Genomic DNA, 19,731 nt, shown 5'->3' with positions numbered 1-19,731 from the left:
GATCAGATGGGGTGAGGTGCCGTGCTGGTGCTGGTGGAGAGCTGTGCTGGTGCTGGGGTGGGTCAGATGCGCTGTCGGGTCGCCGTTCCGATGCGGGCGAGCGGACCCGCCGCCTTCACGGAGACCTTCAGGGTGGGACGGGTGGCGTACGAGACGGGGGTCTCGAGCACGTCGACGATCTCGACCGAGCGCGGGTCTGCGCCGGCCTGGATCGCCTTCTCGATCGCGGAGCGTCCTGCCTCCTCGATGGCGGCTGCGCGGTCGGCGAAGTCGCAGAGCTGATCGGAGCGCCCACCGGCGAGCGCGATGGCCGCGCCCACGGCGTTGGCGACGTTGCCGCGCGCCGGGCGCAGGACCTCGCTCGCGCCGAGGACGGCGTCCGGGACGAGGAATCCTCCGCCGCCGACGACGACGAGCGGGAGGCCGGTGCGGCCGAGCGACATGCGCTCGACGGCGGACTCGATGCGTTCGTGGGCGACGCCGAGCGCGTGCTCGAGTGCTTGGCGGGTCGCGCGGTCGAGGGGCGGCAGCTCGCGGTCGGCGATGCCGAACTGGAGCGAGGCCGCGTCGGTGAGGGTCGGGGTGGTGCCGCCGAACAGCAGCGCCTCCTCGGTGAGCCGGTAGCCGACCGAGTCGTGCCGCGGGACACCGGTCGCGGTGTCGACGATCGTGCCGCCGCCGAGGCCGACGCTCAGGATGTCGGGCATGCGGAAGTTCGTCCGGACGCCACCGACCTCGCGGGGCAGGGTCGACTCGCGGGGGAACCGGTCGACGAGCACGCCGAGGTCGCTCGTCGTGCCGCCGACGTCGATGATGATCGCGTTGTCGGCACCGGAGAGGAACGCGGCACCGCGGATGGAGTTCGCCGGTCCGGAGCCGATCGTGAGCACCGGATAGCGCGCCGCGTACTCGACGGCCATGAGCGTGCCGTCGTTCTGGGCGAAGTAGGTCGTCGCGTCGAGTCGCTCCTCGGCGACGACGGTCGTGAGCGCGTTCGTGACGTCGCGGGCGACGGCGTAGAGGGACGCGTTGAGGACGGTCGCGTTCTCGCGCTCCAACAGGCCGAGCGCGCCGATCTCGTGGCTCAGCGACACCGGGATGTCGACACCGACGTGGTCCTGGACGAGCGCCTCGACCTCGAGCTCCTGTTCGGGGAACGACGGGCTGAAGATGCCGCAGACGGCGACCGCGTCGAAGGTGCCGGCCAGGGCGTCGAGCTCCCGGCGGATGAGGTCGCGGTCGAGCGGGGCGATCGGGTAGCCGTCGACGAGGTGGCCGCCGCCGGCGAGGATGCTCCCCGCGAGGACGACGTCGCGCAGTTCCCGCGGCCAGCCGGCGAGCGGCGGGAGCGAGGTGGCGGCGGGCGAGCCGAGCCGGATGACGACGACGCGTCCGAGGTCGCGACGGTTGACGATCGCGTTCGTCGCGTGGGTGGTGCCGAGCATGACGCGGGTGACGAGGCCCCGGTCGTCGCCGAGCTGGTCGAGGACCTCGGCGAGCGCCGCCCGGATGCCGCCGGTGACGTCGCGGGTGGTGGGCTGCTTCGTCCACGAGACGACCTCGCCCGTGCCCGAGAGCGCGACGGCGTCGGTGTTGGTCCCGCCGACGTCGATGCCGATCGCGAGTTCACCCGAGGTGTCGGTGACGGTGCTGGTGCCGGCGCTCATCGGGTCGCTCCAATGGTCTCGTCGGCGCTCACGCCGAACGGCTCGTAGTCGAGGTCGTAGCCGAACGCGCGCGGACCGGCGAGTTCGAGGCCGCGCTCGGTGCGCCACAGTGGGTCGCACGCCCAGGCGAGGACGCTCACCCGTTGTCCGAAGCGCAGCATCTCGGTGGAGATCGCGTCGCCCGTCTCGGAGTCGACGATCGTGACGAGGTCGGGGACGCTGACGATGACCGCTCCGTCCTCCATGACGACGAGGTTCTCGTTCTGGATCTCCACGCGGGTGAGGCGACCGCGGTGCTCGCCGATCCCCTCGACCGTGACGGAGCCGCGGGTGAACCCGCCCTCGGTGCGGCGCTCGATGTCGACGACCTTGCCTCCGGTGATGAGGGATGCGCCGAGTTCGTCCGTGAGTGCGCCGACGGGGTCGGTGGCGGTGAGGAGCCGTCGCCCGACCTGCACGGCGCGACTGACGCTGCCCTCGATGACCGCGCCGCGGACGGTGTCGCGGTCCATGACGTAGTTGGCGCCGATCGAGATCGCTCCGCTGGCCACGGTGAGGGCGCGGGCGTGGCGCTCGAGCCAGGCGAGGCTGACCGGCCGCAGGATCGAGACGTTGCCGATCACGTCGCTGAGGACCGCGTACCCGGGCGGGAGGTTCGCGACGTTCATCGCGGTCATCGGCGCTTCCGGGAAGGCGCGCCCCATGCCGTCGGCGTCGAGGATGCTGAGGCCGAGGCTCGCGGCCCAGCCGACGGGCCCGACGCCGTTGCTGCCGCCGATCTCCGTCGCCATGATCGTGGTGATGCGCTTGCCCGTGAGGCGCTCGATCTCCTCGACGATGATCTCGGCCTGGCCGCTCGCGCCGAGCATCTCGAAGCCCACCGAAGGGGCACCGATGCCGGACATGGCGACGACCACGTCGTCCGCGTCGAGGTCGGCGACCTGTTTGACGGGGACCGGTCCGAACCGCTCCAGGGCGATCTCGACGCCGAGCTGCGGGGTCTGCACCGCGCCGCCGCCTCCGGTGCCGAAGATGGCGCATCCTGCGGCGAGCGCCGGCACGTCGGCCAGGGTGATGCTGGTGATCGGCGTGGCCAACGCTGCGGAGCGTGCAGCGGGGTGGTTCGTTGACATGTACCGAGCGTAGGCAGGGTCGGGAAACACGACAATGTTCCCCCAGCCCACACAATCGGGGCAGAATGTGCTCATGGCCCAAGTCACCGTCGCGGACGTCATCCTCCAAGCCGAGCATCTCGGCGCCCGTTGCGTCGCCGGTGCCCCCGCGGGCGTGCCGGTCACCGGCGTCGAGATCCTCGCGCTCGACGAGTTGAACGACGCGACCGAGCACTCCATCGCCATCGTGACGACCCCCGACGGCGCCGTCCCGAGGCCGTACCAGGTCGACATCGCCATCCGCCGGGCCATCGCCGCGGGCTGTGCCGGCCTCGTGTTCGTCGGTGCGTTCCCGGTCGCCGAGACCTCACGGGCCCTCGCGGACCGCGGTGGTCTGCCGGTGATCATGAGCGAGGGCATCGCCTCCGACCTCGCCGTGCTCATGGACCGCACCATCCGCGGCGGGGCCGAAGAGGCGATGTCGCGCGCCGAGTTCGCGATCCAGCGGGTGATCAGCGCGTCCGCGGCCGAAGCCGAACAGGCGTCGGGTGTCGGCGTGCGGGAGGCGATCCTCGAGGTCGCCAGCACGACGCTCGGGGTGCCGGTCACGCTCGTCGAGGATGCGAGTGCCAGCTGGCTCGAACCCGACGCGGTGTGCATCGGTGAGATCCCGATCGGCCGCGTCCACGCCGAGCGTGACGACCCGGCGGCGGCGATCGCGCTCCCGGTCATCGCCTCCGTCCTCTCGCGCGCCCTGCAACGGGAGCTGCACGGACGGTTCGGTTCGGTTCGCTCGCGGGCGGAACTCATCATCGAGCTGATCTTCGCGGAATCGTCCCGTATCGACGGCTTCGCGATGGACGCGGTCCGCGCCGGGCTGCCGTTGCAGCTGTCGCACGCGGTGGCGTGGCTGACCCCGAAACACGCGAGCGATCCCGACCGTCGGGCGCCCACCGTCCTCGCGCCGTCCGTCGAACTGTTCGCCCTCCAACTCGTCGACCAGCGCGAGGAGCAGTGGCACCTCGCGATGCGGCGCGACGAGATCGTCGTCATCGCCTCGGAGGAGCTCGGCGCACCCGACCACCAGCGGCGCCTGCGCGACGTGATGGAGCGGATCGTCGCGCACGCCGCGACGATCGCAGGGCCGGAGTGGACGTTCACCGTCGGGCTCGGGACGCCGCAGAGCGGGGCGGCGGGGCTCCGGCAGTCGGCGACCGAGGCGCGGGTCGCTGCGGAGGCCGCCATCGCGGGTGGTCGCTTCGGCACCATGGAGGCGACGGACGTCACCGGGCTGCGGCGGGTGCTCCTCGACTTCTACGCTTCACCGCTCAGCCGGACGCTGCTCGACGACATCCTCTCGCCACTCGACGCCCTCGGACCGGAGCGGGCCACGATCTCGGTGCGGACGCTCCTCGCGTACCTCAGCCATCGGAACTCGCTGGCGCGTGCCGGAGCGGAACTGAACCTGCACCCGAACGCGGTGAACTACCGGATCCGGCGCATCGAGCAGTCGCTCGAACTCGACCTCGCCGACCCCGACGTCCGCTTCGCCGCGGAACTCGCCTGCCGGGTGCGCCTCATCGGCACGCCATAGCCCCGGTCCCCCGGCCCCCGGTCCCCGGTCCCCGGTCCCCGGTCCCTGAGTCTGTCGAAGGGCAGCCCTCCCCGAGCCCGCGGTCCCTGCCTCAACCCCCGGTCCCTGAGCCTGTCGAAGGGCCCACGAACAACCCTCCCGTCAGCGACACGTCCCCCGTGCTGCATTTCGACAAGCTCGATGACCGGACGAAGCCACCCCGCTCCCTGAGCCTGTCGAAGGGCCTGCGAGCACCACCCGGCCAAGCTCAACGGCCGGACGAACTCCTCGCCACCCGGACGATGCCGGCGGCGAGCGTCGGCCAGAGCTCGGCGGGGATGAGATGCCCCATGCCGGGGAGGACGTGGAGCTCGGCCGCCGGCATCGCCTGAGCGATGTCCACGGCGGAGGACCAGTGCAGGACGTCGTCCTCGCGACCGTGGAGCACGAGCGTCGGTACGGTCACGTCGCGGAGTCGCTCGAGTCGCTCCGGCGCACGCAGGAGCGCCGCCCACTGCCGGCTGAAGCCCTCTGGCGCGTAGCCACGATCGTAGGCCTCACCTGTCGCCCACACCTCCCAGGCGGTGTCCGGCTGGTAGCGCGCGCCGGGCACGGGTGCGGCGAGCTCCGCCATCGCGGCGACGGACTCCTCCCGGGTGTATCGCACCGGCTCGACGAGCAGCTCGGGCCGCTCGCCGTGCAGGATGTAGCGCGGGTCCTGGCCGGGGATCGTGGACAGCAGGCCGAGGCTCAGCACGCGCTCCGGGTGGTCGAGAGCGACCATCTGCGCCATCATGCCGCCCATCGAGTGCCCGACGAGGTGCGCCTGTTCGACCCCGAGGTGGTCGAGCACCCGCAGGACGTCGTCGCCCATGTCGCCGAGCGAGTACCCGCCGTCGAGGTCGGTCTCGCCGCCGAACCGCTGCGAGAAGCCGACGTCGCGGTTGTCGAACCGCACGACCCGGAAGCCTTCGTCCACGAGCATTCTCCGGAACGGATCGCGCCAGGTGAGCAGCTGCGCGCCGCCGCCGGCGATGAGCACGATCACCGGGTGGGCGGGGTCGCCCTCCACCTCGTAGTAGATCGAGACGTCGTCGGTGTCGGTGTACGGCATGCGGTACCCACTCTCTCGGAGGTGCGCCCTGGCGGGCGTTTCGAGGCTAGCCCGCGGCCTGTCCGGGCACCATGTGCCCGGACACCACGGTTCCGGAGGAGACTGTGCCGACGCCCCAGTCGTCGGTACCGAGGGCAACGCGGGTAGGCTCGCGACATGAGCGCCGAATCCCTCTCCGGAGACGACACCCTGCAGCTGCCCGAGTTCGAGACCCCGCCCGCCGAGCCCATGCTGCTCGCTCAGCAGTGGCTCGCCGCAGCGATCGAGCGGGACGTCAGCGAACCCCGGTCGATGACCCTCGCGACCGCCACCTCGGTGGGCGTCGTGAGCGCGCGCACCGTCGATGTGAAGACCCTCGACGATCGCGGCCTGATCTTCGGCTCCTCGACCGAGAGCCGGAAGGGCGGGCAGCTCGCCGAGAACCCGAGCGCCGCCCTTCAGGTGTACTGGCGCGAGACGATGCAGCAGCTCCGCTTCGAGGGCCGCGTCGAGCAGTTGAGCGACGAGGAGTCCGACGCGCTGTTCGCCGACCGCTCGCCCAAGTCGCGAGCGGCGACGGCGGTCGCCCACCAGTCGACGCCGTTCCGCGACGGCCCGGAGGAGACCCTCGACGCCCTCATCGCGCGGGCCAACGAGCTGCTCGAGCGCGAGGGCGACGATGTCCCCCGCCCGGCCACCTGGGTCGGGTTCCGGCTGGTCCCCGACATGGTCGAGTTCTGGCACGCCAGCCGCGACCGCATGCACCGGCGCCTCCGCTACCTCGCGGCCGACGGTGGCTGGATCGTGGACCGCCTGCAGCCGTAGCGGAGAGGCGACCACCGGCCGCCTCCCCTAACCCGGTCGTCGAGCCCAACCCGGTCATTGAGCCTGTCGAAATGCACCCCGACAACCCCGCCCTTCGACAGGCTCAGGGACCGAGTAGGTCGCTCAGGGACCGAGCAGGCCGGTCGTCGAGCCCCACCCCGGTCATTGAGCCTGTCGAAATGCACCCGGAGAAACCCCGCCCTTCGACAAGCTCAGGGACCGGATGGGGGCTCAGGGACCGACCAGCCCTTCGACAGGCTCAGGGACCGGATGGGGGGCTCAGGGACCGGACACCCGGACAGGCTCAGGGACCGAGTAGGTCGCTCAGGGACCGGACCGCTCGCGCTACCTCGGCGCGCGGACGACCACGACGCCACCGACGGGCGGCTCGACGACCGCGGTGCCGTTGTCGGCGTCGACCGCGATGACGTAGGCACCGACGGCCACGCGCTGTACACCGGCGGTCGCAGGGTGCACGACGACGTCGAGCCCGGGCTCCACCCGGGAGACCTGCTGGTCGGCCGGGTCGGGGTCCGTCGTGAGCACGTGCGCGGGGTGCGTCCGCTCGGCGGCGGCTGCCGCCTCCCGGCGGGTCAGCTCACTCGACGGCGCGGCCACGTGTGCGGCCGTCCCCGCGGTCACGCCGGCTCCGAGGGCCGCCGTCTCCGCGCCGTCGACCGCGTTCCGCGGCTCGCCGCTCGACGGGGCGGTCGCGACCGAACCCGTGTCATGCGGGTGGCTGCGCTCGAGCGCTGCACCCTCGACGTCGACGTTCGGGAGGATGCGGTCGAGCCACTTCGGGATCCACCAGGCGCTCTTCCCGAGCAGGTGCATGACCGCCGGGATGAGGAGCATGCGGACGACGAACGCGTCGACGAGCACACCGAACGCGAGACCGAACCCGATCGACCGGATCATCGCCGAGTGGGAGAAGATGAACCCGCCGAAGACGGAGATCATGATGATCGCCGCCGCCACGACGACCGTGCGGCCGGCGTGCAGCCCGCGCTGGACCGCCAGGCGCGCCGGGGCACCGTGGGCGAACGCCTCGCGCATGCCGGACACGAGGAACAGCTGGTAGTCCATCGCGAGCCCGAAGAGGATGCCGATCAGGATCGTCGGCAGGAAGCTCAGGATGGGTCCCGGGTCGTGCACGCCGAACACCGGTCCGAGCCAGCCCCACTGGAAGATCGCCGTGATGCCACCGAAGGTCGCCGCGAGCGACAGCATGAAGCCGAGCGTCGCGGTGAGCGGCACGAGGATCGAGCGGAACACGAGGATCATGATGATCAGCGACAGGCCGACCACGAGCGCCAGGTAGAGCGGGAGGGCGTCGGACAGCTGCTTCGAGACGTCGATGTTGCCGCTCGCACTGCCGGCCACGCCGAGCTCGACGTCACCCGACAGCGGCGAGAGGTCGCGCAGGTCGCGGACGAGCTGCTCCGTGGAGACCGCGTTCGGGCCCTCCTTCGGGATCACCTGGAAGGCGAGCACGGAGTTATCGTCCGAGGCGCCCACCGGTGCGACGGCCTTCACGTCGTCCTGGTCGGCGATCTCCTGGCCGATCCGCACCTGCTCCTCGAGGACCTCCTCGTCGGTGGCGGCGTCGGGCAGCGTGGCGACGACGAGTAGCGGCCCGTTGACGCCGGCACCGAACTTGTCCTCGATGAGCGTGTAGGACTGGTACTGCGTCGAGTCGACGGCTTCCGAGCTGCCGTCCGGCAGGCCGAGGCGCATGTCGAGCGCGGGGATCGCGACGACGCCGAGCACGACGAGTCCGGCGACGAGCGTGCCGACGGCGCGCAGCGTGCCCATGGGCTTGGTCGGGACGGCGTCCGGACGCGGCGTGCCGATAGTGCCGCGTGCCTTCCGGCTGAGGATGCGGAGGCCGAGCAGCGACAGCAGGGCGGGCGTCAAGGTGACCGCGAGCAGGATCGCGACGGCGACGCAGATCGCGCCGACGGTACCCATCAGGCCGAGGAAGGGGATCCCCGTGACGTTGAGCGCCAGCAGCGCGACGAGGACGGTCGATCCGGCGAAGACGACGGCGTTCCCGGAGGTGCCGTTCGCGAGCCCGATGGACTCGTGCAGCTCGACGCCCGCGAGCAGCTGCTTGCGGTGTCGGTTGAGGATGAACAGCGAGTAGTCGATGCCGACCGCGAGCCCGAGCATGACGCCGAGTACCGGCGTGATCGACAGCATGTCGACGACACCCGAGAGCGAGAGCGACGCGGTGACGCCGACACCGACGCCGACGATCGCGGAGACGAGCGGGAGCGATGCGGCGATGACCGTGCCGAGCATGACGAGCAGCGTGATCGCCGCGATGATGAGACCGATCGCCTCACCCACGCCGAACAGCTGCGGCAGGCTCTGCGCGAGCTCGTTCGAGAACTCGACCTCGACGCCCGACGGGACGTCCTCCTTCACCTGGTCGATGACCGACTGCTTCGTCTCCGGCGTGACCTCCTGCTGACGCTTGTCGAAGACGACGTTCGCGACCGCTGTGGTGTCGTCGGTGGAGACGGTGCGGATGCCCGAGGAGAGGTCGAGGAGCTGGGAGGAGAGCTCGAGCTTCGTGCTCTGCTCGTCGAGCTTCGCGAGGTTCTCGGTGATGGTGGCCTGCTGGGCGTCGAGCGCCGTCTGCTGCTGCGTGATGGCGGTCTGCTGGGCGTCGAACTGGGCCTGTGCGGCGGCCGGGAGCGTGCCGCCGGCGGCCTGCTGCGCCTGGGCGAGCGCGGCGCTCAGCTGGGTCTGCGCGTCGGTCAGCTGCTGCTGTCCGGCGTCGAGCTGCGTCTGGCCGTCGGTCAGCTGGGTGCGGCCGTCGTCGATCTGCGTCTTGCCGTCGGAGATCTGCTTCGCCTGGTCGGCGATCGTCTCCTGCGTCTCGAAGGGGTTGACCGTGGTGTCGACGCCCTTCAGGTCGGCCGTCTCGTCGAGCAGCTCGCCGATGGCGGTCTTCTGGCTGTCGGTGAAGGCGTCGCCGTCCTTCGTGTGGAACACCATCGCCCCGGTGCCGCCGGACGCGCTCGGGAACGACTCCTCGAGCTGGTCGGTGACCTTCGCGGTCGGCGTGCCCGGGATGGTGACGGCGCTCGAGAGGGTGCCGCCGAAGGCGAGGAACGCGCCGACCGAGATGCCGAGGATCACGATCCAGGAGATGAGGACGGCCCACGCGCGACGCGCGGAGAAGCGTCCGAGGCGATACAGCAGTTCAGCCAAGGGAGTCTCGATTCTTCGGGAGGTGGTGCAGGTGTCGTGTGCGGGGACGGAACGGGAAGCGGGTCAGTGCGTGGACGCGTAGCCGGTGCGGACGCTCGCGATGAGCCGTTCCAGCAGGTCGGTCCAGAGGGCACGGGCTTCATCGTCCGTGGTGGCGCCGGTGCTCGCGATCCAGTGGTGGGCGAGCACTTCGACACCGTGCATGAGGGAGGACACCAGGAAGCCGGCCTCGAGTTCGTCGACGTCGGTGTTGCGCTCGGCCAGTTCGTGGGCGAGTTCCTGGGTGGTGCGGGAGAAGGTGGCCTGGAAGAGCTGCTGCGGGCGCGAGTCGTCGGGTGCGAAGCCGCCGAGCGCGTTCCAGAGGAAGGCGATGACGCGGGGGATGTCGGTCGTGCGGAGCGCTGCGGCGACGTCCTCGAACATCGACACGCGCGACCCGGGGCCTGCCGGTCGTGCGTTGACGGCGGACCGGAAGCTCTCGATCACGACGGCCAGCTCCTCCGTGCAGGAGGTGGTGACGAGGTCGTCGATCGAGGAGAAGTGGTTGAACACCGTGCGGCGCGAGACGTCAGCGCGCTCGGCGATGACGTCGACGTTGAACCCCGCGATGCCCTGCTCCGCGATCATGACGCGGGCGGCGTCGAGGATCGCCCGATGGTGGCGCGCGCGGAGGGCGGCGCGTCGATCCTCGGCGGGGGCGGTGGTGGACACGTGGGTACATTACGTGCACCGATGCACTGAGTGCAACTTGTTGACCATGGTCTCAGGCGACTCTCGGCAGGGCACGGCGCCTCCGGTGGACTGGCGGTCGGCTCGAGTGGACGGGAGGTCGGATGCGACCGCTTCGTCTCGGGCAGGCTTGAGGCATGACGACAGGCGAGAAGCTCGATGCTCCACGAACGGGCTCGGTCCCCACGACGAACACAGCCGCGTCCGCCGCCCCTCGCACGCGGACCGCATGGGCGGCCGTCGCCGTCATGATGGCGACGAGCTTCGTGCTCGTGCTCGCCGAGTTCCTGCCGCCGAGCCTGCTGCCGTCGATGGCAGCCTCGCTCGGGATCACCGAGGGCCAGGCGGGCCAGGCCGTCACCGCGACGGCGTTCATCGGCTTCCTCACCGCACCGACGATCGGCATCCTCGTCCCGCGGCTCGACCGCCGCCTCCTGCTCGTCCTGCTCGCAGCGGCCGCCGCGGTGTCGAGCGCGCTCGTCGCGATCTCCGCCGACTTCGTGATGCTGCTCATCGCCCGCCTCCTACTCGGTGCGGCCCTCGGCGCCTTCTGGGCGATGTCGATCGCGATCGCCGCCCGGTTGTCCGCTCCGCACCACCTCGGTCGGGCGATCATGCTCGTGAACACCGGCACCACCGTCGCGACGGTCGCCGGTGTCCCGGTGGGCACCTACCTCGGTTCGGTCATGGACTGGCGCCTCATCTTCGCCGGTGTCGCGGTCATCACTGCGGTGGTGGCCGTCGCACTGCGGCTCGTGCTCCCGCCCGTCGCCCCGGCACCGTCCAGCGGCGGTCTGCGGTCGCTCGTCGACACGCTCCGGGTCCCTGGCATCCGCGTCGGCCTCACGGGGCACATCCTGACCGTCCTCGGCCACTTCATCGCCTTCACCTACATCCGGCTCGCGATCGAGCGGGTGCCGGACCTCGACGCGGCCGGTGTGGCCGTCCTCCTCGCGGCGTTCGGCCTCGGCGGCGTGGTCGGCAACTTCGTGATCGGACTCCTCGTCGACCGCCACCTCGCGGCTCTGCGCTTCGTCGTCCCGGCCTTCATCGGCGTCTCGATCGCACTCGTGACCCTGTTCCCGGGGCAGCCGTGGATCGTGACCATCGCGATCACCACCTGGGGCATGGGCTTCGGCGCCTGGCTCACGACCCTGAGCACGTGGATGGGTCGCCTCGTGCCGGACCGCATGGAGTCCGGCGGCGGACTCGTCGTCGCGGGGTTCCAGCTCGCGATCACCGTCGGCGCCGGAGCGGGTGGGCTGCTCGTCGACGCGGTCGGCATCGTCCCGGCGCTCACGGTCGCGGCGATCTCCGCGATCATCGGTGGCATCGTCTTCGGGTCGGCGCGCACCGCGCGGTGAAGCCGAAGGCCGCCCGGCCGAGCACCTACGCGGCGAGCGCCGCCTCGGCACGCCAACGGGCGGGCGTCAGGCCCGTGTACCGCTGGAAGGCGCGCGCGAACCCGTCTTCCGACACGTAGCCGAGGGCACCGGCGAGCTCGGCCACGGACGCGTCGCCCGTGAGGATGAGCCCCTTCGCCGTCTCCATGCGAACGGTCGTGAGGTAGGCGCGCGGTGTGTGCCCGACGACCTCGCGGAACCGTTCGGCGAACGCCGACCGCGACATCATGGCTATGCGGGCGAGCGTCTCGAAGGTCCACGGTCGCCCAGGTTCGGCGTGCAGGGCGTCGAGGACCGCACCGATGTGCGGGTCGCCGATGCGCTGCAACCAGCGCTCCGGTGCGCAGCCGGCCTCGTTCCAGGTGCGCAGCGCGGCCGACACGATCGTGGTCGCGATGCGGCTGCAGATAACGCTGTCGCCCGGCCGCGGACGACCAGCCGCCTGCGGGCAGCCCATACCTTCCAGGAGCGCCACCATCGAGGGCTCCTGCCCGGCGAAATCTGCGACGTACAGGTGCTCGGGCAGCGTCTCCGCCACCTGCTGGCGTTGACCGGGCGGGGTGAACGCGACGTCGAGCAGCTCGGCGTCCTCGAGCGCGACCACCGTCGTGGCGTGGGCGCGAGGGAAGAAGACGAGGTCCCCGGCGTCGAGGTCGCGGGTGCCGTCGGCGGCCGTGAGGCGGACGCGGCCGCTGGAGAGGTAGACGAAGCCGGATGCCGCGTGCGGCCGCCGCAGCGGAACGTTCGCGGCGAGGCGGTCGCGGTCGGTGCCGTGGATCGTCCACTCCAAGCTCGCGAGCGCGCGATCGAAGGTGTCGGTCGCGGGCCCTGCGGGAGCGGTCAGGGTGGTGGTCACACCGTCGTGAACGCGAATGCCTCGCCGGATGTTCCGCGACCTGCACGCTGAGTCGCCAGGATCTGTCCGGTCTCGGAGTGGATCCGAGCAGATTCGGGCGACTCGGTTGCGGCTAGCGCCCGTCGATCACGGACATCAACCCTGCGAAGGCGAAGGCGCCCGGGATGAAGTACAGCAGCGTGCGGGTGACGAGCCAGCTGACCGCACCGACGGCCACCCAGATCGCATGGAAGCGCGCCCGCACCGTGAGGCGACGACCCTCCTCGCCGACGACCGTCTCCTTCCGGGTCCAGACCTGCTCAGCCTCCATGGCGTCCCGTGCCGCCTCGAGGACGCTCTCCGCGTCCTGTCCCGCCACCCGTTCGTCGCGGTACCGCTCAGCCCTCGTGATGAGACGCGGGACGAGGTCGCTGAGGATCGCGTCGACGGCGACCCAGGGGGCGGCGTACGAGAAGTCGGCGGCCGGCTTACTGAAGAAGACGACCCGATCGTCGACCATCTCCACGTTGTAGTACGCCGCGGTGCTGACGAGCGACGACATCACGTCGGGGGTCAGCACGTATCGCGCGTCCGTTCCGTAGCCGGACGGTGCGTAGACGCGGAACCACCGGTCGAAGTCGCCCTCGAGGGAGATACGCAGACCCCGGTCGAGGCCCGGCGGCAGGTCGCTGCGGACGGTGTCGTTCGTCGTCGCGTCGAGCAGGAGGTGCGGGAGCGGGGCCGGTAGCTGCACGGTCAGGTAGTGCCAGTCCCGCGACCGCTTCACGTCGTCGACGAGGTTGCCGAACTCGACCCGGTCGCCGACGAACCGCGGGTGGGACGACAGCTGCGGCCCCGGCGTGGTGATGAAGGCGTTGTTGTACTTCCCCGTCGTGGTGATGAGCGAGGAGAACATCGCCCGTCCTTTCGGCTCCTCCCCGAATCCGTTCGCCACGGCCGTCAGGTGGGTCCGCCACTCGGCGAGGCCTGCCTTCGGGGACGGCGGACGTCGCGACCAGCGGTACAGGAACCAGGCCCCGACGAGGAGACCCACGAGGACGAGCACGGCGACGACCAGCCCGACGACGTCATCGATCTCGACGCGACCGTCGTGGTGCTCGTCGACGCTGACTCCGACCGAGACGAGGGCGATCGCGAGGTACCAGAGGACGAGACTGAAGTAGAGGTGGAAGAGCACTCTCCGCCCGGTGGGCACCCACTTGGACCGGCCAGAACGACGCTCGTCCGCCATCGCCGCGGCGACCTCGTGTTCGGGCGCCGTCAGCCACCGCAGTTCCACCGACCAGATCCCCTCGACGCCCCCGACGTCCAAGCCTAGGACAGCGCGCGCGTGACTATACGCCTGTCGGCACGCGGATGACACACCCGACGGGAATCCTCCGGCGGGCGCAGGCTGGGTGCGAGTGCCCGCTCCGCCGGGGCGGGCACCGAGCACTGCACCACCGCGCCGGTCAGGCGTCGAACCAGTCCTCGCGGGGACGGGCGGGAACACACAGCATGTCGAAGACTCCGAACCGGACCAAGCCGCCCAAACGCATCCGGAAGGACCGCTACGAAGCGGAGCTGGAACGGCTGCAGATCGAACTGGTCGCGATGCAGCGCTGGGTGATCGAGACCGGCGCGCGAGTCGTCGTGGTCTTCGAGGGCCGCGACGCCGCGGGTAAGGGCGGCGCGATCAAGCGCATCGTCCAATATCTGAACCCGCGTTCGGCGCGGGTCGCCGCGCTGCCGACCCCCGGTGAGCAGGAGCGCGGCCAATGGTACTTCCAGCGGTACATCCAGCACCTGCCGACCGCGGGCGAGATCGTGCTGTTCGACCGCTCCTGGTACAACCGTGCCGGCGTCGAGCGGGTGATGGACTACTGCACTCCGGAGCAGTACCGGCGGTTCCTCCGCCAGACTCCCGTGTTCGAGCGCATGCTCGTCGAGGACGGCATCATCCTCGTCAAGTACTGGTTCTCGGTCTCCGACGAGGTCCAGGAGCAACGGTTCCGCTCGCGCCTCGACGACCCGATGCGCCGCTGGAAGCTGTCCGACACGGACCTCCAGTCGATCACCCGCTGGGAGGACTACTCGCGCGCCAAGGACGAGATGTTCGAGGCCACGGACCACGCGGACGCCCCCTGGTGGACGATCGAGAGCGACGACAAGCGGGCGTCCCGGTTGAACGCGATCTCGCACCTGCTCTCTCAGATCCCCTACGAGCAGCGCGCCCCCGAGCCGATCGACATCCCCGAGCGGCCGGGCGCCGACGGGTACGACCGACCCGCGCGCGAACGGTACCGGTACGTGCCGGATCACGCCCACACGCTCGGGAGCTGAGCAGGAGGGTAGGACGGCGGCCTGAGGAGGAGCACCCCGTAGGGAGGTCGTGAGGATCCACGCGGAAGGCGTATGGAAACCGTGAGGACCGCCGTCGGAGGTCGCTGACGGGTGTTGGCTCTGAGCTGTCCCGAACGGGACACCGCACCACGCACCCGCACCACGCACCCACTGGAGTCCTCTTGCTCGACCTCGTCTACGTGCTCGGCGTCATCGCCGTGTTCGCTCTGGTCGGCCTCGTCGCCCGGGGAGTGGAGAGACTGTGATCGTCTTCGAACTCCTCGCCGCCGTCCTGGCCGTCGCCGCCGTCGTGTACCTCGTGTACGCGCTCGTGAAACCCGAGAGGTTCTGATGCAGACCCTCTTCGCGATCCTGCAGGTCTCGACCCTCGTCCTGGTCCTCGTGCTGCTCTACCGTCCACTCGGCGAGTACCTCGCCCGCGTGTACACCTCCGGCAAGGACTTCGCCGTCGAGCGGGGCTTCTACCGCGTGATCGGTGTCGACGCCCGCTCCGAGCAGACCTGGCAGGCCTACCTCCGCGGGGTGCTCGCCTTCTCGCTCGTCGGCGTCCTCCTCGTCTACGCCCTCCAGCGTGCGCAGGCCGTCCTCCCCTTCGCACTCGGCCTCCCCGCCGTCCCCGAGGGACTGTCGTTCAACACGGCCGCGTCGTTCGTCGCCAACACCAACTGGCAGTCGTACTCCCCCGAAGTCACGATGGGCTACACCGTGCAGCTCACGGGCCTCGCGGTGCAGAACTTCGTCTCCGCCGCCGTCGGCATCGCCGTCGCGATCGCCCTCGTCCGCGGGTTCGCGAGTCGCCGCAGCGGCACCATCGGCAACTTCTGGGTCGACCTCACCCGTGGCACCCTCCGCGTGCTGCTGCCGCTCTCCGTCGTCATGGCGGTCGTGCTGATCGCGGGCGGGACCATCCAGAACCTCAACGGCTTCACCGACGTCACGACCATCACGGGCGCGACGCAGACCATCCCCGGCGGACCGGTCGCCTCGCAGGAGGCCATCAAACTCCTCGGCACGAACGGCGGCGGGTTCTTCAACGCGAACTCCGCGCACCCCTTCGAGAACCCGACCGCGTGGACGAGCCTCGTCCAGAACATCCTCATGCTCGCGATCCCGTTCTCCCTCCCGCGCACCTTCGGCCGCATGGTCGGCGACCACAAGCAGGGCTACACGATCCTCGCGGTCATGGGCGTCATCTTCCTCGCCTCGTTCTCGATCCTCACGGCGCTCGAAGCCCGCGGCCTCGGAGCGGCACCGATGGCCGCCGGCGGCGCGATGGAGGGCAAGGAGCAGCGTTTCGGCGTCTTCGCCTCGACGCTGTTCGGCTCGACCTCGACGCTCACCTCGACGGGTGCCGTCAACTCGATGCACGACTCCTACACGGCACTCGGCGGCATGATGCCGATGATCAACATGATGCTCGGCGAGATCGCCCCCGGCGGCGTCGGCTCAGGCCTGTACGGCATGCTCGTGCTCGCCGTCATCGCCGTGTTCATCGGTGGGCTGCTCGTCGGCCGGACCCCGGAGTACCTCGGCAAGAAGATCGGCCCACGGGAGATCAAGCTCGCGAGCCTGTACATCCTCGTGACGCCGACGCTCGTGCTCGCCGGCACCGCACTGAGCTTCGCGATCCCCGGCGTCCGTTCGGATGTGGAGACGACGTCGATCTGGAACCCGGGCCTCCACGGCCTGTCCGAGGTCCTCTACGCCTTCACCTCCGCGTCGAACAACAACGGTTCCGCGTTCGCCGGTCTCACGGCGAACACCCCGTGGTTCAACACGGCGCTCGGTGTCGCGATGCTCCTCGGCCGCTTCGTCCCGATCGTGCTCGTCCTCGCGCTCGCCGGTTCGCTGGCCGCGCAGGACCGGGTGCCGTCGACCGCCGGAACGCTCCCGACCAACCGGCCGCAGTTCGTCGGCCTCCTCACCGGTGTCGCTGTGATCATCACCGCACTCACGTACTTCCCCGTACTCGCGCTGGGTCCTCTGGCGGAAGGGCTGTCATGAGCCACGTCCACGACGCACACGCCGTGATCATCACCGCACCCACCTCCTTCCCCGTACTCGCGCCAGGCCCCCTGGCGGAAGGGCTGTCATAACCATGTCCACCACGCACACGCTTCCCGCCCAGGCGGAACCCGAGCAGGAGCAGGACCACCACCACGAGCCCGCGAAGGCCGCCTTCGGTCCGGCACAGCTGCTCGCCGCGACCCCGGGCGCCTTCCGCAAACTCGACCCGCGGCTCATGGTCAAGAACCCGGTCATGTTCATCGTCGAGGTCGGGGCGGCACTGACGACCGTCCTCGCGATCGCCGAACCGTTCCTCGGTGGTGCGCAGGAGTCCGGCGGGTCGGCCGTGCCGGCGTCGTTCACCTGGGGCATCGCGATCTGGCTGTGGCTCACGGTCGTCTTCGCCAACCTCGCGGAGTCCGTGGCAGAGGGCCGCGGCAAGGCGCAGGCCGACAGCCTCCGCAAGACGCGCACCTCGACCATGGCGAACCAGGTCACGGCCTACGACGCCTCGGCTGATCCGTCCGCGGAGCACGCCGCCATCGGCCAGGTCTCCTCGGCGGACCTCACCCTCGGCGACGTCGTCGTGGTGACCGCCGGCGAGCTCGTCCCGGGCGACGGCGACATCGTCTGGGGCATCGCCTCGGTCGACGAGTCGGCGATCACGGGCGAGTCGGCCCCGGTCGTCCGCGAGTCCGGCGGCGACCGCAGTGCCGTCACGGGCGGAACCCGCGTGCTGTCCGACCGCATCGTCGTCCGCATCACCTCGAAGCCCGGCGAGACCTTCGTCGACCGCATGATCGGCCTCGTCGAGGGCGCGGCGCGGCAGAAGACGCCGAACGAGATCGCGCTCAACATCCTGCTCGCGAGCCTGTCGATCGTGTTCGTGGTCGTGGCGCTGACGCTCAACCCGATCGCCTCCTATGCGGCGGCTCCCGTCAGCGTCCCGGTCCTCATCGCCCTGCTCGTCTGCCTCATCCCGACGACCATCGGCGCCCTGCTCTCGGCCATCGGCATCGCCGGCATGGACCGACTCGTGCAGCGCAACGTGCTCGCGATGTCCGGCCGTGCGGTCGAGGCCGCCGGCGACGTCACGACCCTGCTGCTCGACAAGACCGGCACCATCACCTACGGCAACCGGCAGGCGGTCGAGTTCATCGCCCTCCGCGGTGTCACGCCGGAGGAGCTCGCGCAGGCCGCCGCCCGGTCCTCGCTCAGCGACCCGACGCCCGAGGGCAAGTCGATCGTCGACCTCGCGGCCGAGCGTGGCATCCACCTGGACGGGTCCGGGGCTGGCGAGATCGTCCCGTTCACCGCGCAGACCCGCATGAGCGGCCTCGACCAGCCGGACGGCGTGCAGATCCGCAAGGGTGCCGGCTCAGCGGTACTGGCCTGGGTGGAGTCGTTCGGATCCCTCGCCGAGGCGAACCGCGCCGAGCTCCAGGAGCACGTCGAGGCGGTGTCCGCCGGCGGCGGCACCCCGCTCGTCGTCGCACAGACCGACACCACCGGCACCGCGCGGGTGCTCGGCGTCGTCCGCCTGAAGGACGTCGTGAAGGCCGGCATCGCGGAGCGGTTCGCCGAGCTGCGCGCCATGGGCATCCGCACGGTCATGATCACGGGTGACAACCCCCTCACCGCCAAGGCGATCGCCGCCGAGGCCGGGGTCGACGACTTCCTGGCCGAGGCGACGCCCGAGCAGAAGCTCGAGCTCATCCGCAAGGAGCAGGAGGGCGGCAACCTCGTCGCGATGACCGGTGACGGGACGAACGACGCTCCGGCGCTCGCGCAGGCCGACGTCGGTGTCGCGATGAACACGGGCACCTCCGCTGCGAAGGAGGCCGGCAACATGGTCGACCTCGACTCCGACCCGACGAAGCTCATCGACATCGTCCGGATCGGCAAGCAGCTGCTCATCACGCGAGGTGCGCTCACGACGTTCTCGATCGCGAACGACGTCGCCAAGTACTTCGCGATCATCCCGGCCATGTTCGCCGGGGTGTTCCCGGGGCTCGCTCTGCTCAACATCATGCAGCTGCACTCCCCCGCATCGGCGATCCTCTCGGCGATCATCTTCAACGCGATCATCATCGTGGTCCTGATCCCGCTGGCCCTCCGTGGCGTGAAGTACCGACCGCTCAGCGCCTCGAAGGTCCTCAGCCGGAACCTCTTGATCTACGGGCTCGGTGGCGTGATCGCGCCGTTCATCGGCATCAAGCTCATCGACCTCGTCGTCACCCTGATCCCCGGCTTCTAGCCCCACCCAGCACACGAAAGCAGACAGATCATCATGAGTGCCTCCCGCAGCGGCATCGCCCAGTACTGGGTCGCCATCAGGGCCATGCTCGCCCTCACCGTCGTCCTCGGCGTCGGCTACCCCCTCATCGTCACCGGCATCGGGCAGGCGACGATGTCCTGGCAGGCGAACGGATCCGCCGTCACCGAGGGTGGCGAGACGGTCGGCTCGGCGCTCATCGGGCAGTCGTTCACCGACGCCGACGGCAAGCCGCTGCCACAGTGGTTCCAGTCGCGTCCGTCGGCGGCCGGCGACGGCTACGACGGTGGCGCGTCGAGCGGCAGCAACCTCGGGCCGGAGAACACCGACCTCGTCGCATCGATCGAGGAGCGCCGCGCGGCCATCGCCGCCTTCGAGGACGTCGATCCGTCGAGCATCCCCGCCGACGCGCTGACGGCCTCCGCGTCCGGCCTCGACCCGCACATCAGCCCGGCCTACGCACTGCTGCAGGTGCCCCGCGTCGCCGCCGAGCGCGGCCTCGACGAGGGTGAGGTCCGTGCCCTCGTCGAGCGCCTGACGCAGGGCCCCGACCTCGGCTACCTTGGGGAGTCCACGGTCAACGTCCTGCAGCTCAACCTCGCCGTGGCCCGACTGAACGGATAACC

The 19,731-nt window shown here is 70.4% G+C and carries 15 protein-coding genes; 8 read left to right on the top strand and 7 right to left on the bottom strand.

The features are described 5' to 3' along the window. Positions 1–62 precede the first annotated feature (62 nt). Both HOW07_RS10950 and HOW07_RS10945 read right to left on the bottom strand, forming a co-directional pair. Positions 63–1,667: a hydantoinase/oxoprolinase N-terminal domain-containing protein gene (locus HOW07_RS10950; RefSeq protein ID WP_064296013.1), complete on the bottom strand. Its 1,605-nt coding sequence runs from the start codon at positions 1,665–1,667 to the stop codon at positions 63–65. Further along, the gene (locus HOW07_RS10945; protein WP_175116960.1) at positions 1,664–2,800 is read right to left on the bottom strand and encodes a DUF917 domain-containing protein; all 1,137 of its coding nucleotides are present in this window, start codon (positions 2,798–2,800) and stop codon (positions 1,664–1,666) included. The genes HOW07_RS10950 and HOW07_RS10945 overlap by 4 nt, the downstream gene beginning before the upstream one ends. A 73-nt stretch (positions 2,801–2,873) precedes the next feature. Between HOW07_RS10945 and HOW07_RS10940 the strand changes: the two genes are divergently transcribed. Continuing rightward, positions 2,874–4,373 carry a CdaR family transcriptional regulator gene (locus HOW07_RS10940; RefSeq protein ID WP_175116958.1) on the top strand — a complete coding sequence of 500 codons (1,500 nt, stop codon included), beginning with the start codon at positions 2,874–2,876 and terminating at the stop codon, positions 4,371–4,373. Between the two features lie 247 nt (positions 4,374–4,620). On the opposite strand, the gene HOW07_RS10935 is transcribed toward HOW07_RS10940, so the two are convergent. Beyond that, a complete protein-coding gene (locus HOW07_RS10935) occupies positions 4,621–5,466 on the bottom strand; it encodes an alpha/beta fold hydrolase (RefSeq protein WP_175116957.1) in 846 nt (281 codons plus the stop codon). Between the two features lie 156 nt (positions 5,467–5,622). Between HOW07_RS10935 and HOW07_RS10930 the strand changes: the two genes are divergently transcribed. Beyond that, entirely contained in the window at positions 5,623–6,270 is a 648-nt protein-coding gene (locus HOW07_RS10930; RefSeq protein WP_175116956.1) for a pyridoxal 5'-phosphate synthase, read from the top strand. A gap of 345 nt (positions 6,271–6,615) precedes the next feature. Here the strand turns inward: HOW07_RS10930 and HOW07_RS10925 are convergent, their stop codons facing one another. Both HOW07_RS10925 and HOW07_RS10920 read right to left on the bottom strand, forming a co-directional pair. Further along, positions 6,616–9,492 (bottom strand): MMPL family transporter, encoded by a 2,877-nt coding sequence (locus HOW07_RS10925; RefSeq protein WP_121291304.1) that lies wholly within the window; start codon positions 9,490–9,492, stop codon positions 6,616–6,618. A 63-nt stretch (positions 9,493–9,555) separates the two neighbouring features. Beyond that, entirely contained in the window at positions 9,556–10,203 is a 648-nt protein-coding gene (locus HOW07_RS10920; protein ID WP_064296018.1) for a TetR/AcrR family transcriptional regulator, read from the bottom strand. Between the two features lie 155 nt (positions 10,204–10,358). Between HOW07_RS10920 and HOW07_RS10915 the strand changes: the two genes are divergently transcribed. Next, on the top strand, positions 10,359–11,585 hold the full coding sequence (locus tag HOW07_RS10915) for an MFS transporter (protein WP_175116954.1): 1,227 nt from the start codon (positions 10,359–10,361) through the stop codon (positions 11,583–11,585). A gap of 25 nt (positions 11,586–11,610) precedes the next feature. Here the strand turns inward: HOW07_RS10915 and HOW07_RS19835 are convergent, their stop codons facing one another. Beyond that, entirely contained in the window at positions 11,611–12,480 is an 870-nt protein-coding gene (locus HOW07_RS19835) for an AraC family transcriptional regulator (RefSeq protein ID WP_217485252.1), read from the bottom strand. 112 nt (positions 12,481–12,592) lie between these two features. Then, positions 12,593–13,759, bottom strand: coding sequence for a hypothetical protein (locus tag HOW07_RS10905; RefSeq protein ID WP_175116952.1), 1,167 nt, complete (start codon positions 13,757–13,759; stop codon positions 12,593–12,595). A gap of 218 nt (positions 13,760–13,977) precedes the next feature. Between HOW07_RS10905 and ppk2 the strand changes: the two genes are divergently transcribed. From ppk2 to kdpC, 5 genes are all read left to right on the top strand, one after another. Next, on the top strand, positions 13,978–14,802 hold the full coding sequence (ppk2, locus tag HOW07_RS10900; RefSeq protein WP_121291291.1) for a polyphosphate kinase 2: 825 nt from the start codon (positions 13,978–13,980) through the stop codon (positions 14,800–14,802). A 262-nt stretch (positions 14,803–15,064) separates the two neighbouring features. Next, positions 15,065–15,154: a K(+)-transporting ATPase subunit F gene (kdpF, locus tag HOW07_RS10895; protein ID WP_056009336.1), complete on the top strand. Its 90-nt coding sequence runs from the start codon at positions 15,065–15,067 to the stop codon at positions 15,152–15,154. Next, complete coding sequence (kdpA, locus tag HOW07_RS10890) at positions 15,154–16,827, top strand: potassium-transporting ATPase subunit KdpA (RefSeq protein WP_079001075.1); 1,674 nt, start codon at positions 15,154–15,156, stop codon at positions 16,825–16,827. Before kdpF ends, kdpA begins: the two co-directional genes overlap by 1 nt. 94 nt (positions 16,828–16,921) lie before the next feature. Beyond that, positions 16,922–19,087 (top strand): potassium-transporting ATPase subunit KdpB, encoded by a 2,166-nt coding sequence (gene kdpB, locus HOW07_RS10885; protein WP_175116950.1) that lies wholly within the window; start codon positions 16,922–16,924, stop codon positions 19,085–19,087. Between the two features lie 33 nt (positions 19,088–19,120). After that, the gene (kdpC, locus tag HOW07_RS10880) at positions 19,121–19,729 is read left to right on the top strand and encodes a potassium-transporting ATPase subunit KdpC (protein ID WP_175116948.1); all 609 of its coding nucleotides are present in this window, start codon (positions 19,121–19,123) and stop codon (positions 19,727–19,729) included. The last annotated feature ends 2 nt before the right edge of the window (positions 19,730–19,731 follow it).

Origin of the sequence: Plantibacter sp. MCCC 1A11337 (assembly GCF_013349365.1) — a bacterium.
GTDB classification, from domain to species: Bacteria; Actinomycetota; Actinomycetes; order Actinomycetales; family Microbacteriaceae; genus Plantibacter; species Plantibacter flavus_A.
The sequence above is the reverse complement of the archived record's forward strand: the minus strand, read 5'-3'. Positions and strand labels throughout refer to the sequence as shown.